This is a genomic window from Mesorhizobium sp. BH1-1-4 (assembly GCF_020165665.1).
Classification (GTDB): domain Bacteria; phylum Pseudomonadota; class Alphaproteobacteria; order Rhizobiales; family Rhizobiaceae; genus Mesorhizobium.
Genome location: NZ_JAIUIN010000004.1, coordinates 185,456 through 201,290, shown reverse-complemented (window position 1 = coordinate 201,290; position 15,835 = coordinate 185,456). Strand labels below are relative to the sequence as shown.

Here is a 15,835-nt window from a genome sequence, read left to right as displayed (position 1 = left end):
TGCGGCGTCCCGGCCGGCATACTTCGACGGAAAAAACCCAGTGTCAACGAGCCCTCAAGTAGATTCTACTCAGATGCTTAACCTCTGACGGAGGGCTGCGTATTTCCCCTGTTTATCAACAGTTTCCAGTTTGAGTCTGATTTCGCTTTGCGCCTCCTGCATTTGAACTGGAATTGCAAATTCTGCAGGATATGGTCGGGGCGGGATATATTGCCGAACCCGCAGGGTTTCACCCAGAGGAAAAGATATTAGGCGACGTTAGCAGCACTCGAAACAGCACCGAGGAAACATGTTTGCGTATTTTTTTCGCGGCGGCTTCCGAGAGCTCCTGCTTGGAGCCGCCGGCTCATCTCTGGCAGCTCTCGCCCTTCTCGTTGGGGTTCAACCGATCGGCGCACAGACCGCGACGGTGCTCTTCGAGTATCCTGGGACCGCACTGAACGGGAGCGTCAGCGCGGAGGTCATCGCACCCCTACAGGCATGTCGATCCCTCTGCACCTCGCGTTCTGGCTGTATCGGTTTTGACCACTCGTCTGTGAGCGGCATTTGTCGGCTTTTGGCGAGCGTCAGCTCCGCCAGCGATAATCGCCTTTCGATGGCGGCCACGAGAAACGTGATTGCCGGCTATCGTCCTCCCTCAAACCCGCCCGAGGAGCCTTCCACCGCCCAGCCCAAACCCGCAGTCGCGCACGCGCAGCCGCCGGACATCAGCGGTCGCAAGGTGAGGTATCGGCCAATTCCCGGCGACCCGAGGCCGATAGGCTGGGTCTATATCAATGTCTGCAGTGGAGCCCCGGTCGATGCAGACTCCCTTCGAAGGTCCATCAACGAATTTGTTTTTGAATCATTGCGTCTCATACCGGGCAGAATTGAACAGTTTGACAGGAGCACCACACCGCAATGCGCGCAGGTCCCAAAGGCCCTTGGCTATGCCTCATCGAGCGTAGAGGAGTGGAGGATCGGAGCGGCGCTGGAGGAGATGCGTGCGATCCTTCGCGCCGCCGGAGTGGGAACGCGCGCGGACGGCCTATTGCCCATGCAAGGATCAGACCGCTACCGCATCGACGTATGGCTTAGTCACGAATAACTTCATTGGCTTCACTGCGGGTCGGCGGAGCAGTGAACCCGAACCGAAGGCAGGTGGGGGATAAGCCAAACTATTCTGATCGGAGTGTCCCAAGCCTTCAACGTTGATGTGCGAGCGCAAGCTCCGCAAGATGGGCAATCGCCCGATCAATCAGCAGCCGTCGAGTGCATTTATGCCTTCGATGTAGTCCTTGCCACCCTCGTTCACGGTCCTCACTTCGGCGCGGCCGGTGCATGTGATCGCGCCCTTCCTAAATGAATAGCTGACGAGGAACAAGTCTTCTGACTTCGCTCGGATGCCGAGAAGCTTAAGCGGCGCCTGCATCCCTCCGTAGAATCCGCTCAGGGCGGCCGCGGAGAGAGGACCCTTGGCGGTCTTTCCAGCAACGACATACCGGGCCGCCTCGTTGCCGTCCCCACTCCCGAGGGCCAGGTAAAACGCCCTCACGACAGTCGCCGCTGTGCCGTTCTGTTCAGTATTGTCCTCTTCAGGCGCGATGCTCCCGACAATGGCCATGAGTGGGGCTCGGTGGTGTGCGTTCTCCGCAGCCCATCGATCAACGATGCCGACAGTGACGCGGCGTCCGATTAACGACGCCATGGCGCCGTCCATGCCGCCGATCGGGACGACGTGGACTTCGCGGAAACTGGATTCGGGATCCGCCAAGTGCTCGCCCTCAAGGCAGATGTCGGCATCCAGTTCCAATAAGTAGGTCGGCTCGGGCTGATCTCCTGCCTGCACGTCCTTGTAGTTCGGCGGCCCAGGAAGTATCCGACGATAGAGTTCGCCACTCAGCTGCGACGGCTGGCCTTTCGAGATGTCGTAGCAGGAAGCCTGTGCCCCGCTGGCCGACGCAATGCCGCAGAAAACCAATACGGTTGCCCCAAGACATTTCATAGTTCGCCCCCAAAATAGCCAATGCCATATGGCATTCATTCACAGGGCCTTTCAACCGATACATGATGGCACCGTATGGATCTGAAGGCTCGACCCCGCCAAGCCCTTGGGCGGGAGTACATTAACGGTCGGCCTGGTAGTGCGCTCCGCTGCCCTCGCCGGACCAACCCGCGGGAGGGCGTTGGCGTGCCAAAGTTAGCCCAGATTCCTTCAGCTTTGACGCAGCCGAACACAGCAATCTGTCCGTCTGGAAACTGACCAATGAACCGGCGACGGTATAAGCAGCTATCGAGCTCATGGTTCAAGCGCGACAACTGCCGCAGCACGTGCGCTTTATCGCACACTTCGACGGGGCGCCAAGCCGACTATCGTTTCTGGTGTGCGGTTTTCGCGGAACTTGGTAGCAACACAGAGGCCAGCACCTGTAGGCACGCTTCGACGAAGATTCCGCTGAGCAGCTGGGAAGACCATGCGATGCCGCGGTGAATTTATACCTGTAGATTTGGCATCAACTGCCATTTTTCGGCGAGTGCTCTGCCACCGATCCTGCCCAACGTGGTGAATACAGAGCGGGTGAGATGGGGACGGAACCGGTCCAGACCGTCGACGAGCGGCCGTTCCGCATCCTCCGGTGCGGCGAGATAATCCCAACCCTGACGAAGCCAAGGGCAAAGGCCGGCAATACGGACATCGACTGCGTTGGTCCTGGCCATCAGCCAAACAGGTCCATCAGCCTCAGCACGGGTCCTGTCCTTGGGAACGTCAGGCACCTGGGCCATTTCTCCATTATTCTCGATCATGCCAAGGAACACGATGTCGTACGGGGCAGCCTGACCCTTCTGGCCGTAGTAGGCCGCCATACGGCGGACGGAATTCAGATCTCCAGTTACATCGTAACAGTAGGCCGCGATTGCGCCCAACGTGGGATTGACATGCTTCTCATGTCTCAGTTCGGTCGCGAGGCTGTCGACTTCCGCAACTGACAGACCGCCCGTCACCAGCCGGCTGATCGCTCTCGCCGCGACACTGGTTCCAGTGTTGCCGCCGTAAACGTGACGATAGCTGATGGCTGCGACGCCATCGCGGTCGCGCAGCAGCGTGCAAACCAGATCGGGATAGAGCCAGACCGGAGCGAGCAGGCCGTCCGCGAATTCAACCATCCGCAAGCCTTCGTCGTCGCGACTGGAAGGCGCAAACTCAATCGATCTCGTTCCGCGACCAACCCGATGGATCGGTTTTTCAGACCATATCTGCTTTACCGCGCCATTGACGACGAGGCGCACTTCTTCGTCGCGCGGAGGCAAAGCGGCTCGTTCCAAGGACGTGCGTAGGGTATTGGCCTTCTTCTTGCGAGCCTCGCCGGCAGCGAGCGCTTCCAGCGTCTTCAACTGATCCGCGACCTGATCTGAAAGCACTTTCCTGCCCGGATTCGATACATCTGGCGAGGCTAGACGCCGGCGCGCCTGACTCACGCTTTCGACGAGCGGCTTTGCAATCTTCGGCAAGCCAGGAAAGGCCTTCCTGGTATCGATGTCGGGATGGCATTCGCCAAACGAAGGCCCAAGTATGGTGGTGCGGATTGCCACGTTTTCGAGCACGGATTTGAAGACGTTCGGAGCTAACGGCAGCTTGGCTCCAGCTGCGACAGCACCGGCTGAGGCAGCCTGCACATCTTCGGTGGGCGGCCAGGGGGCGAGATCAGGATCGGGCGGCAATGGCGGCGACGCTTGATCGAAGTAGACGACCTTGTCGAAGAAGGCGCTGCCGCCTGGGACCAGTGTCAAGTTGTATTGCGTTGCCCGTTCCTTGGCTGCGGCCCGAAGCCCGCGGCCGAGCGAGGAACTGTCTACCACCGAACCGTCAAACGCGGCCGGTACGCGACCCCACAGGGCCTCGGCCAAAACGCCCGAGAAGATACATTTACCTGGCGCAGCGGCACCAGGCACCCGGACCATGAAAGCACTTGTCGCGTCCTGGCAGGCGTTGAAACGCGCGACCTCGATATCGGCGACAGGCTGTTGGTGGCGTTTGCGCACCCCGGGCCGAGGCAATAAGCCACGAAGATCGCGGCTATTGGCAATGGCACGACACGCATCGCTGAAGATTGTTAGGTGCTGGATGCCGTATGCGTAAAGCTGGCGCCGCAACTCCTCGACGAAAATATTATAGCCCTGGCCGAGGGAATCGCTGAGCAGCCAGTAGGTCGTGTCATCATTGATGCCGGTCAGACCATGACCGGTGAATGCCAACACAAAATGGTCGACCTGCGTGCCTGCGGGCACCAGCTGATCGAACGCATCCTGGAGCGACCTGTCCGTGATGCGGTTGGCGCCTTTGTCGGTCAGGACCACGACGTCTGAGGCCGCAAAGCCCGAATGGAGCGCCCATTGGCCGATCGTCTCTGCGGCGACGACGGCTCCATCGAGATAGGGAAATTCGTCAGCAGCGGCGTCCACGGGATCGACACTGCTGACTCCGATGGCAAGACACTTCCTAGACATAATCCAAGGTCCCTTCACGCCGGCCGCGGATTATCGCGCGTCCTGTCCAGGCGACCGATGCCGCCAAGACTACGGGGACGCGCCACCGCAAGGGTCCGGGGCCTTTCAGTCGCTCGGCCATCACGATGGCGGCGACTGCGAGCATTGCAGGGATGTGTCCGTGCGAGACAAACATCGGAACCAGCATCCAGGCCCAGCAACTAGCAAAACACCATCCGCCCAGAGCCGCCCCGAACGCCATACAGTCGCGATCGGCCGCAAGCCCAAACAGGCCTATACGCCGCAGCCGGTGCGCCCGGTTCTGCGCGGCCATTTGCAGCGGGCTTGCGCTCCACAGCAGCGCCAGCAGGCACGCCATCATGAAGGCGGCCAACGCGCTGCCGGCCTGAATGCGAAGCGTGAGCGCAAGCGCGAGAAGCGGGATGCCCGCCATAGACCAAACGCCGAAATAACCCAGCAGAAAAGCCGCCGCGGCACGCCATCGTCGGCTGACGAGGCTGGAGGCACGGACATGCAACAACGGCAAGGCTATGAGCGGCGTCATCATCCCGACCAGCATCGCAAGCCACGACAGTGCCAGCATCGCCGGTGGATTGGTCGCAATCAGGAACTGCACGCTGGCGACGATCGCGTCGAATGGCAAATGATCGGCAGTGCTTCCACACAGAAGCGTCATATCCGCGTGGATGTCGATCGCTGACGACATTACCAGAGCAGCGCCCGCCACCAAAACCGGAGTCCTGAAGGGCGGCGCGAGCAGGCTTTTCAGCAACATTAATCGCACGAAGCCCCCTTTACGCCACAAAAAGAGCAGGGCGGCCGCATCAGCCTCGAAGGACGCTAACGCGTTCGATCGTAATTGGGGCCGCGTCACCGCCGTCGTGTGCCGAGACGATTTTCACCCGCAGATGCGCGGGATCGAAATCGCCCTTGTCAACAAGGCGTCGGGCAAGATCAGAGATGTCGAAAACGAGAGTGAGCCCGTTGCCGCCATGCTGGCCGTCGACCTTGGAGGCGCTGGCAAGGCCGAACAGCGCGGCGCTGCCTGCGACATGATCCTGTGGCGGAGCATCTTCGGCGCCGGCCGGAACATTGACGTAGGCCTTCAGGCCGCCTGCGATGCTCACGCCGCGGATATTCTCGAACTTGAGGAACGTCCGCTTGCCCGCGGCCGCTGCGGGCGCATTCGGTCCCATGGCTGTAACCATCGCCTTGCCCTCTACCGGGGCGATCTTCACGGCAGTTTCGACTGGTTTATCGCCGACCGTAACCTTCTCGCTGTTTGCTCCTATGACCTTTGGTTCAGCCATTGCCGCTGGTCCTTGTGCGACGCTGACGGCTACGCCGCCGATGGGCGGGATCGGAACACCGGTACCCGCGTGCAGGTCGTCATACTCAGGATAGAATTTGCCGCCGGCCAGAGTATCGCGCGCCGTGTAGTTTTCCAATCCCGAGCCATCGGCCTTCGGAACGGCGAAGGCGCGGTCGGACGGACCGTCGAGCCATTGCTTGCCCGCCTCCATCCGAACCCCAGGCTTGGTCATCCAAGCGGCCCACAGCCTATCTATGTTGCAGTGGTGAAGCCAGAACAAGGGATCCAGTCCGGCCGTCTCGAAGGCGGAAAGGAAGCCTTCGCCCGCGTTGGCCGGACGGGCCCCACCGACAAGGACATGGACCGAACCATGCGGCGCATTCTCCAGTTGGCCCCGTACGCCGATATCGGGATTGGAGAAGAGCGTCCTGCTGCCCCCAAAACTAACTGAGCCGGTGAAATCGGGTTCGCCCATCGCAGACAGGTCGATGTCATCGATCTGCAGCTTCGGCTCTGGGCCGAGGACTTTCTGGCCATAGCGCGGAACATCCTCAAGCGGGTTCCGCGTCTTGCCATCGGGAAGAAACTTCAGGAGAAATGCTTCGGGTATCTTGCGCGCGTTAGGGTTGGTCGCATCGAGATAATTCCAATAAGGCAGTTTCCAGCCAGCTTTTCCGCCAAGCGAGACGACGGTTGCCGCGATGATTTCCTCAAAGCGCGCGAGATAGCCGCGATGCCAGGGGAGGAAGTAGAAGGAGGAATGCTGGCACTGGTTCCAGGCGACATCGGTGTCACTGGCAGGTGGAAGCGGCGTCTTCTTGTCGATGATTTTGAGGTCGACCCAAAGATCGCGGTCAAACTGATGCATCGCGGCGAGATAGCGCCAGCTCGTCCTGTCCGTGACGGGGCGTGTCTTTAGCTCGTTCACGGCCTTTGCGTACCAAAGGAACGTTTCGTTCCAACCTGCGCCCAGCTTCCAGGCGTCCTCGCGTTTGCCGACCATCTTGCCCCCCGTTTTCAGCTACTGCCGACCCGTTCCACCTTGCCGAGGTGCTTTGACGCACGCTTACGTAGCCTTGCTTGGCCAACATACCATATTACTTCTTGATAGTCTGGAAGAATTGTAACCATCCTAGCTTAACTCTGAGGATTGCAACAACCCGTCACCGATTGCATCAAATCTCGCTTCGACCGACGTTCGTCGATGAACTGGCCGTCATTGTGAGCTTTGCGCTGGACTATATGCAGCGAGGAGGCGACGCCGTGCAGGCGGCGCACACCTGGCTGCGCGACGAGACCGATGAACGGCGGGAAATCTGTGCACGCTCGATGCCAAGCAGGTCTGATTTCGGGCGGCGCGGCTCACGCATATCATCCCGCAGCAGAGCCTCCTGATAGGAGCCATCTGAGCGAAACCTCAAATCCACTTGCGCTTTATCGCTATGCCGAGGGCCTGGTAGGTGGTCACGACGTTGAGCTTCCGACGGATGTTTTGCAACTGAAACTCGACAGCTCGCCGACTGACGTTGCGCAGTGCTGCGATATCGTCGTTGGTCTTGCCCTGCAGGAGCCACGCCAGGCATTCCAGCTGATAGCTCGTTAGAGGGGAGGGCGCTGTGCTCATCAGGTCATGGTCACTGCGGCTCTGCAGATAGCCATCAACGAAGGCACCAAGTGTCAGAACGGAGTAACCGTCCGCCAGCATCGTCGTATCCGGTTTCCTGTCACGGGACGAGAAGGTGAAGAGGGCACGCCTTCCGAACCCGTCGAAGATCGGGATAGAGATCCCCGAACGGATACCGAAATTTCGGGCTTCGCCAAAGAATATTCGGTGAGACTTTCTTGCGGGAACGGGCAACCCGTTCTCCGACCAGGCATAGGCTCCGCGTCTCGGGGATACCGCTTCCACGACAGGGTCCACCTTGGCGAGTCCGCTGTCGAGATAGTGCTTCTGCCACTCCACCGGATAGTTCGACATGCCGTACACGTCAGCTTCGTGGACTGAAAGATAGGTGAACCATTCATAGCCTTGGGCGTTTGCGAACCTGCGCAAAGCCTGGTCAATGGCGGACTTATCTTGCGCTAATTTCAACCAGTCCCGCAGCGTTTCAAACTGTGGCTTCAGAGACTTCATCAACTCTCCTTTCGTGCTGCCCCAGCCTCATAAGGTGGTTCTCTTATTCAAGTTCAAGGAGTGAGATCAACCTCCAAAATACAACCCCCGCTAGAGGACCAGTCATCCGCTGGGGACCCTTCGCAACCTGAACGACCTTCGGAAACCCGAAATGGCCCGCCTGCTCGAACCCTGTTTTTTTCGCGTCGTCGAAGCAACGCGGAGAAAAAGGCATGCGGCTTGTTGAGGTCCGGAACGGCGAAAACAGCGTAGGCAACAGGCTCATTGATCAAATGCACGCGCTACGAGCGCGCGTGTTCAGGCAGCGCCTCGACTGGACTGTAACAGTCGAGGCTGGGCGCGAAGTCGACGAGTACGATGCACTCGATCCGACCTACCTCCTCGCCGTGACGGATGATCTACACGCTGTCGTCGGCTGCGCCAGGCTTCTCCCAGGCACCGGGCCGACAATGCTGGGCAGAACGTTTCCGATCCTTCTTGATGGCCGCCCGGTGCCTTGCCATCCTGGAATGGTCGAAAGTTCCCGGTTCTGCGTGGACACGGAGCTTGGCATGAAAAATGCGGCCCGAGGACTCCACAAGGCGACGTTGGCGCTGTTCGCAGGCATTCTGCAATGGTCGTTGGCCAATGGCTACACGGAAGTCGCGACCGTCACCGACCTTCGTTTCGAAAGGATTCTCGGCAGGGCGGGTCTGCCGTTCAAGCGGCTTGGCGCGCCGCATCCCATTGGAAACACCATCGCGATCGCCGGAATCATTCCCGCAACTCCCGAGAATGCCCTTCGCGTCCAGCCGGAGGGCTACCAACCACTATTCACCAATCACCTCGCGCTCGCGGCGTGAGGATCGGCCATCACACATAGCATCCAGAAAAGATCGCATCCCGATGCCCACGTCGCAATCACACGATCGTCTCGTCCGCAAACTCCTCGAGGCATTGGGCAGCACGATCTGCAACTCGCTCGATGATGCGCTCGTCGTCGAGATCATGCTCAATCCCGATGGCCAACTATTCGTCGAACGGATCGGCGAACCGATCACGCTGGCCGGCAGCCTGGCGCCGCAGGCAGCCGAGACGATTATCGGCACGGTTGCGCACGCACTCGGAACCGAAGTGACCCCAAACCGGCCGATCATCTCCGGCGAGTTGCCGATCGGCGGCCATCGGTTCGAGGGACTGTTGTCGCCAGTGGTCGCAGCGCCGGTCTTCACGATCCGCAAGCGCGCCACGCGAGTGTTCCCGCTCGATAGTTACGTGCGCGACAAAATTATGACCGGGTACCAGGCTTCGGTCATCCGCAACGCCGTCGAGAACCGCATGAACATCATCGTATCCGGCGGCACAGGAACAGGTAAAACCACGCTCACCAACGCTGTGATTGGCGAGATCGTCAGCCTCACGCCCGAACACCGGCTGGTCATTCTCGAGGATACAGCAGAGATCCAATGCGCGGCTGAAAACGCGGTCGCACTCCATACGACGGACGCCGTGGATATGAGCCGGCTCCTCAAATCCACGATGCGTCTGAGGCCGGATCGGATCATCGTCGGCGAGGTCCGTGATGGGGCAGCTCTGACATTGCTCAAGGCCTGGAATACCGGCCACCCCGGCGGCATCGCCACCATTCACGCGAACAGCGCGCTTTCAGCGTTGACGCGTCTCGAGCAACTGACAGCCGAGGTCAGCTCGAACCCGATGCCAGAAATCATCGGCGAGGCGGTTGACCTGGTCATCTCGATCGAACGAACGCCAAAGGGCCGCCGTGTTCGAGAATTGCTGGTCATCGAAGGATACCGCGACCGTCAGTACCGCATCGAATCCCACGGCAGCGAAGAGGGGCACCGCCATGTCGCGTAAAGCGATCAAAGCAGCATATGGATTGATCGGATTTTCTACCTTACTCGGCCGACCAGCATTCGCCGCTGGGGGAGGGGGTGGACTACCGTGGGAAGGTCCGCTCCAACAGATTCAGCAGTCGATCAACGGACCGGTCGCGGGGACAATTGCACTGGCAGCCGTGGCGATCGCCGGGGCGATGCTGATCTTTGGCGGCGAATTGAACGATTTCGCACGACGGCTGGTCTATGTCGTACTTGTTGCAGGCATCCTTCTGGGCGCGACGCAGATTGTCGGGCTGTTCGGCGCCGGCGGCGCATCGGTCGGCCCGTCCATGGAAGCAACCGTTGATGGACGGAAGTCCACGTTCTCGACGGCCGCTACTGATGACTGAGCGTGTCAGCCACCTCCACCGCGTGAGGATCCATCGCGCGCTTTCCCGACCGAACCTCATGTTCGGCGCGGACCGGGAGCTCGTGCTTGTAACGGGCTTGGCAAGCGTCATCCTGATCTTCGTCGTTCTTACCTGGTTCTCCGTGCTGCTTGGCATGGCGATCTGGATCTTCATCGTCGGCATACTTCGGATGATGGCCAAGGCCGATCCCATGATGCGGTCCGTCTATACGCGCCACATCCGCTACAGGCCGCACTACCGGCCGACCTCGACGCCCTGGCGGGCATACTGAGCACGGCGTCGATCATGGTTGCGCTCAAGAAATTCCGCAGTTCCAGTCCATCGTTTTCGGACCTGCTCCCCTACGCGGGTCTCGTGGACAACGGCATCCTTCTCCTCAAGGACGGCTCGCTGCTTGCCGGCTGGTACTTTGCCGGGCCGGATTCCGAAAGCTCGACCGATTTCGAGCGCAACGAGATTTCGCGCCAGATCAACGCGATCCTGGCTCGCCTCGGCACAGGCTGGATGATCCAGGTCGAAGCCGTGCGCGTGCCCACCACTAGCTACCCGCAGCGCGAGGACGCACATTTCCCCGACCCGGTGAGCGCCTCCATCGACGACGAGCGCCGAAGGCATTTCGAGGCAGAGAGCGGGCACTTCGAAAGCCAGCACGCGATCCTCCTCACCTATCGCCCCGCCGAGAAGAGTAAATCGGCCTTAGCCAAGTATGTCTATTCCGACGACGCCTCGCGAAATGAGCGCTTCGCCGACACCGTGCTGGGATATTTCCGGAGCGCGATCCGTGAGTTCGAACAGTACATGGCGAATGTGCTTTCAATCAGACGGATGGTCACGCAGGAAACACGCGAGCGCGGCGGGACCCGGATCGCAAAGTATGACGAACTCCTGCAGTTCGTCCGCTTCTGCATCGTCGGCGAGAACCATCCGATCAAGCTGCCGGCGATCCCGATGTATCTCGATTTCCTGGTGACGGCCGATTTCCACCATGGCCTGTCGCCACTGGTCGATGACCGGTATCTCGCGGTGGTGGCGATCGACGGTTTCCCAGCCGAAAGCTGGCCCGGCATCCTCAACTCGCTCGACCTAATGCCGCTGACCTATCGCTGGTCGTCGCGCTTCGTATTCCTCGACGCAATAGAGGCTCGCCAAAAACTCGAACGAACCCGCAGGAAGTGGCAGCAGAAGGTGCGCCCTTTCTTCGACCAGCTTTTTCAGACGAACTCCCGATCAATCGACCAGGATGCCGCCATGATGGTCACCGAGGCTGAGGATGCGATCGCTGAATCGTCATCGCAGCTCGTCGCCTACGGCTACTACACCCCGGTCATCGTCATGTTCGACGAGGACGAGCGGCGGCTTCGCGACAAAGCGGAAGCCGTGCGTCGGCTTGTTCAAGCCGAAGGCTTCGGCGCGCGCATCGAGACGCTCAATGCAACAGAGGCGTTTCTCGGCAGCCTGCCAGGCAACTGGTATGCCAACATCCGCGAGCCGCTGATCAACACGCGCAATCTCGCCGACCTTATCCCGCTGAACGCAGTATGGTCGGGAAGTGCTGTTGCTCCCTGTCCCTTCTACCCGGAGAATTCCCCGCCACTGTGTCAAGTCGCATCGGGTTCGACGCCATTCCGGCTCAACCTTCACTCCGGCGATGTCGGTCACACCCTGATCTTCGGCCCTACCGGTTCTGGCAAGTCGACGCTGCTCGGCCTGATCGCAGCGCAGTTCCGGCGATACAAGGGCGCACAGCTCTTCGCGTTCGACAAGGGAAGGTCGATGCTGCCGCTGACGCTCGCTGTCGGCGGTGATCATCACGATGTCGGGGCAGGAGAGGGGCTCTCCTTCTGCCCACTTTCGGAGCTCGGAACCGACGGCGATCGGGCCTGGGCCGCGGAGTGGATCGAGACCTTGATCGCGCTGCAAGGCGTGAAAATTACGCCAGAGCATCGCAATGCCATATCCCGGCAGTTGGGCCTCATGGCGAGGTCCGAAGGCAAATCCCTCTCGGACTTCCTGTCAGGTGTGCAATTGCGGGAGATCAAGGACGCGCTTCACCACTACACGGTCGACGGTCCGATGGGGCACCTGCTCGACGCCGAAGCCGACGGTCTGACACTGTCGTCATTCCAGACATTCGAGATCGAGCAGCTCATGAATATGGGCGACCGGACCCTCATTCCGGTTCTGCTCTACCTGTTCCGCCGCATCGAGAAGCGCCTCACTGGATCGCCCAGTCTCATCATCCTCGACGAGGCCTGGCTGATGCTCGGCCATCCCGTGTTCCGTGGCAAGATTAGGGAGTGGCTCAAAGTCCTGCGCAAGGCGAATTGCGCGGTCATCCTCGCGACGCAGTCGATCTCTGACGCAGAGCAGTCTGGGATCATCGACGTGCTGAAGGAATCCTGTCCAACGAAGATTTGCTTGCCCAACGGGGCTGCGCGCGAGAGCGGCACCCGGGAGTTCTACGAACGGATAGGGTTCAACGAGCGACAGATCGAGATCGTCGCGACCGCCCTTCCCAAACGCGAATATTACGTCGTCTCACCCGAAGGGCGCCGACTGTTCGATATGACACTTGGTCCGGTCACGCTCTCCTTCGTCGGCGCTGCCGGCAAGGACGACCTCAAGCGCATCCAAGAATTGCGCGACGTTCACGGCCAGCATTGGCCCGCCTTTTGGCTAAAGCAAAGAGGAATCGAGAATGCCGACACTATGCTCCAAAGGTAACGCCCGCGCACGGCGAAGCTCACTTGGTGCATTGGCCTTGATCCTTGCGGCAAGCGTAGCATCAACGTCGGTAGCTTCTATCCCTGCCAATGCGGGCGCAGCGACTGGCAACGCAACGGAATGGACCCAGCTGCTCAACAATTCAGAACTCGTCGGCCTCGTCGGCCAATCGGCCGAGCAAGTCCAGAACCAAGTCACGCAGATCACGCAGCTTGCCGAGCAGATCCAGAACCAGATCCGCATCTATGAAAACATGCTGCAAAATACGGCGAAACTTCCTTCCCAGGTTTGGGGTCAAGTCGAGAACGATCTCCGCAAACTCCAAGGCGTCGTGGACCAGGGGCAGGGGATCGCCTTTTCAATGGGCAACATCGACGATGTACTGAAGCAGCGGTTCAAGAGTTATTCCGACTTCAAGACCAATCTGCCGGAAGGAAAGGACTTTTCGAGCGCGTGGCAAAGCTGGTCAGATACCAACCGCGACACCATAGCCGGCACATTGAAAGGAGCCAACCTAACCGCGGAACAGTTCTCCAGCGAGGAGGGCACAATGCGACAACTCCGCTCGATGTCGGAGACGGCTGATGGGCAGATGAAGGCTCTCCAGGTTGGCCATCAGATAGCGACACAACAGGTCGCTCAAACCCAAAAGCTGCGCGGACTGCTGGCTCAACAAACGACGATGATGGGAACCTGGTTGCAGTCCGAGCAGGCCGAGAAGGACCTCGCACAAGCGCGACGTGAAAAATTCTTCAATGCCCCAACGCGTGACATTCGCAGCGGCCAGACCATGGAGCCGCGCTGGTGAGCAACCGTCCATACCTCGGTTTGGCCCTCGCGTTCCTATTCAGTTTCTTCGCGGGAGGTATTGTTGTGTGGGCATGGGCGACGACAACCAAGATGCCTGCAACAGGTTCGTCGTCTCCTACAACACCATCAGCATCGGATGCCGAACACCCCAACCGATTGGAGAAATTCTTTCACGGTGACCAGGGTCGCAATGTCCGAAATGGACAGGAGATGAAGCCGCGATGGTAACGAAATCAAGGCGTGAGTTCGGGTTCGTCGCCGTAACCGCCGCTGCCCTTTTACTGTTGGCGTGCGCTCCCGCCCTTGCCCAGGAAGGCTCGGTGCTAACAACGCTGGAGAACTCCGTCGTCACCGCCGCCAAGGATTGGGAAACGACTGTGATGGATGCCGCCCGTTCCCTGTTCTGGATCCTGGCTGGCATAGAGATCAGCATCGCCGCGGTGTGGCTTGCCATAAATGCTGCCTCCCTCGATTTATGGTTCGCCGAGCTGGTTCGACGGATCATGTTCGTTGGGCTTTTCGCGTTCGTGCTCGAACGAGGTCCAAGCTTCGCCAAAGCAATCGTCGACAGCCTCTTTCAGATAGGTGCTAACGGTGGATCAGCGTCGCCCGCCAATGTCTTCGACGCCGGCATACGTGTCGCTTCAAAGATGTCTGAGCAGGCAAAGTTCGGCTTGTTCGAGGACAACGCACTGGCGATCGCCGCGGTCTTCGCCATGATCGTGGTGGTCGTCTCTTTCTCCCTTGTCGCCGCGATTTTCGTTGCGGTCATGGTCGAGATGTATGTCGGCTTGCTTGCTGGCATGATCATGCTTGGCCTTGGGGGCTCATCTTTCACCAAGGACTTCGCTGTTCGCTATCTAGTCTACGCCTTATCGGTTGGCATGAAGCTGATGGCCCTGGTCATGATAGCCCGTATCGGGTCCGAGGTGCTGCTCGGTTTAGCGGAAGCACCAACCGCGACATCGGACCAGTTCATCACAACGCTTGCGATCGCCGGTATATCAGTCGTGATCTTCATCATCGCCATGTACGTGCCAAACATAATTCAAGGCGTGGTCCAGGGCGTCTCTGTCACCGGCGGCATGGAAACGATACGTCACGGAGGGCAGGCGACCTCGGCTGGTCTTGGCGCTGCTGCTCTTGCCCATGGCGGTGCGAGAGCCGGCGCTTCCACCTACTCCGAAGCCCGGCAGTCGGGCGCATCGTTCGGTGCCGCGGCAGTAAAGGGCGTGTTCTCAGGTGTCGGATCGGCAGGCGGTGCATTGGCATCCGCCGCAAAGGCACAGGCGATCGGCGCACCAGGGTCCTACGGCACGTCAACACTCGGTTTGGCCAACGCCAAGCTCGATGCCGGTCGCTTGGCGCCCAAACAACGTCCCGGTTCCGGTAGCTCCGGCTCGGCCCCCAAGAAATAACCTCCTCTCACAGGATCGAGACCAGCACAGATGGCCAGAAGCGACCATCCCGACAATCCCTACCTTGCCGCCCGTCAGGAATGGAACGAGCGCTACGGAAGCTATGTGAAGGCTGCGAGCGCGTGGCGCATCGTCGGCATCACCGGCATGACCATGGCGGTGATCGGCTTCTCCTATGCGCTCTATCAGGCTTCACAGGTAAAGCTGGTGCCCTATATCGTCGAGGTCGACAAGCTCGGCGCGGCGGCCGTCGCCGGCTATCCGCAGCAGATCGAGTACGCGGACCCCCGCGTCGTTCGCGCGACCCTTGGCGGCTTCATCACATCCTTCCGGTCGATCACGCCGGATGCGGTCGTCCAGAAACAATACATCGACCGCACCTACGCTCTGCTGCGGACGTCGGATCCCGCTACGGAAAAGATCAACAGCTGGTTTCGAGGAAATTCGCCGTTCGAGAAAGCCAGGAGCGCGACGGTGGCCATCGAGGTGAACAATGTCGTTGCCCTATCAAACCAGAGCTACCAGGTCGACTGGACCGAATTCGAACGCGATCGGAAAGGCAAGGAGACAGCTACCCGCCGTTTTCGCGGCATTGCCACCGTTACGCTCACCCCGCCGCAGGATGAGGAAATCATCCGCCTGAACCCAATCGGATTGTATCTCCGCGATTTCGATTGGACCGCTCAACTATGACGTCTCTG

Annotated in this window: 15 protein-coding genes; 10 read left to right on the top strand and 5 right to left on the bottom strand. The window is 59.8% G+C overall.

What is annotated here, in order from left to right; translation table 11 throughout:
* The first annotated feature begins 289 nt into the window (after positions 1 to 289).
* The gene (locus LB569_RS32015; protein ID WP_411970204.1) at positions 290 to 1,087 is read left to right on the top strand and encodes a PAN domain-containing protein; all 798 of its coding nucleotides are present in this window, start codon (positions 290 to 292) and stop codon (positions 1,085 to 1,087) included.
* 150 nt (positions 1,088 to 1,237) lie between these two features.
* On the opposite strand, the gene LB569_RS09945 is transcribed toward LB569_RS32015, so the two are convergent.
* From LB569_RS09945 to LB569_RS09925, 5 genes are all read right to left on the bottom strand, one after another.
* Positions 1,238 to 1,960, bottom strand: a complete 723-nt coding sequence (locus LB569_RS09945) for a hypothetical protein (RefSeq protein ID WP_224692069.1) — start codon at positions 1,958 to 1,960, stop codon at positions 1,238 to 1,240.
* A gap of 512 nt (positions 1,961 to 2,472) precedes the next feature.
* The gene (locus tag LB569_RS09940; RefSeq protein ID WP_224692068.1) at positions 2,473 to 4,440 is read right to left on the bottom strand and encodes a hypothetical protein; all 1,968 of its coding nucleotides are present in this window, start codon (positions 4,438 to 4,440) and stop codon (positions 2,473 to 2,475) included.
* A gap of 37 nt (positions 4,441 to 4,477) precedes the next feature.
* On the bottom strand, positions 4,478 to 5,260 hold the full coding sequence (locus tag LB569_RS09935; protein ID WP_224692067.1) for a DUF2182 domain-containing protein: 783 nt from the start codon (positions 5,258 to 5,260) through the stop codon (positions 4,478 to 4,480).
* 49 nt (positions 5,261 to 5,309) lie between these two features.
* Entirely contained in the window at positions 5,310 to 6,800 is a 1,491-nt protein-coding gene (locus LB569_RS09930) for a tyrosinase family protein (RefSeq protein WP_224692066.1), read from the bottom strand.
* Between the two features lie 414 nt (positions 6,801 to 7,214).
* Positions 7,215 to 7,931: an autoinducer binding domain-containing protein gene (locus LB569_RS09925; protein ID WP_224692065.1), complete on the bottom strand. Its 717-nt coding sequence runs from the start codon at positions 7,929 to 7,931 to the stop codon at positions 7,215 to 7,217.
* Positions 7,932 to 8,143: 212 nt separating this feature from the next.
* On the opposite strand from LB569_RS09925, the gene LB569_RS09920 reads away from it, so the two are divergent.
* Genes LB569_RS09920 through LB569_RS09880 form a run of 9 tightly spaced genes read left to right on the top strand, consistent with a single transcriptional unit; the run spans position 8,144 to position 15,827 of the window.
* Positions 8,144 to 8,773: an acyl-homoserine-lactone synthase gene (locus tag LB569_RS09920; RefSeq protein WP_224692064.1), complete on the top strand. Its 630-nt coding sequence runs from the start codon at positions 8,144 to 8,146 to the stop codon at positions 8,771 to 8,773.
* A gap of 43 nt (positions 8,774 to 8,816) precedes the next feature.
* Positions 8,817 to 9,788 (top strand): P-type conjugative transfer ATPase TrbB, encoded by a 972-nt coding sequence (gene trbB, locus LB569_RS09915; protein ID WP_224692063.1) that lies wholly within the window; start codon positions 8,817 to 8,819, stop codon positions 9,786 to 9,788.
* On the top strand, positions 9,778 to 10,161 hold the full coding sequence (locus tag LB569_RS09910) for a TrbC/VirB2 family protein (RefSeq protein ID WP_224692062.1): 384 nt from the start codon (positions 9,778 to 9,780) through the stop codon (positions 10,159 to 10,161). Before trbB ends, LB569_RS09910 begins: the two co-directional genes overlap by 11 nt.
* Positions 10,154 to 10,453: a conjugal transfer protein TrbD gene (locus tag LB569_RS09905; RefSeq protein ID WP_224692061.1), complete on the top strand. Its 300-nt coding sequence runs from the start codon at positions 10,154 to 10,156 to the stop codon at positions 10,451 to 10,453. Before LB569_RS09910 ends, LB569_RS09905 begins: the two co-directional genes overlap by 8 nt.
* Positions 10,454 to 10,467: 14 nt before the next feature.
* Complete coding sequence (locus LB569_RS09900; RefSeq protein ID WP_224692060.1) at positions 10,468 to 12,906, top strand: conjugal transfer protein TrbE; 2,439 nt, start codon at positions 10,468 to 10,470, stop codon at positions 12,904 to 12,906.
* Positions 12,881 to 13,714, top strand: coding sequence for a P-type conjugative transfer protein TrbJ (gene trbJ, locus LB569_RS09895; protein ID WP_224692059.1), 834 nt, complete (start codon positions 12,881 to 12,883; stop codon positions 13,712 to 13,714). The genes LB569_RS09900 and trbJ overlap by 26 nt, the downstream gene beginning before the upstream one ends.
* Positions 13,711 to 13,944, top strand: coding sequence for an entry exclusion protein TrbK (gene trbK / locus LB569_RS09890; protein WP_224692058.1), 234 nt, complete (start codon positions 13,711 to 13,713; stop codon positions 13,942 to 13,944). The genes trbJ and trbK overlap by 4 nt, the downstream gene beginning before the upstream one ends.
* On the top strand, positions 13,938 to 15,134 hold the full coding sequence (gene trbL / locus LB569_RS09885; protein ID WP_224692057.1) for a P-type conjugative transfer protein TrbL: 1,197 nt from the start codon (positions 13,938 to 13,940) through the stop codon (positions 15,132 to 15,134). The genes trbK and trbL overlap by 7 nt, the downstream gene beginning before the upstream one ends.
* A gap of 30 nt (positions 15,135 to 15,164) precedes the next feature.
* Positions 15,165 to 15,827 (top strand): conjugal transfer protein TrbF, encoded by a 663-nt coding sequence (locus LB569_RS09880; protein WP_224692056.1) that lies wholly within the window; start codon positions 15,165 to 15,167, stop codon positions 15,825 to 15,827.
* The last annotated feature ends 8 nt before the right edge of the window (positions 15,828 to 15,835 follow it).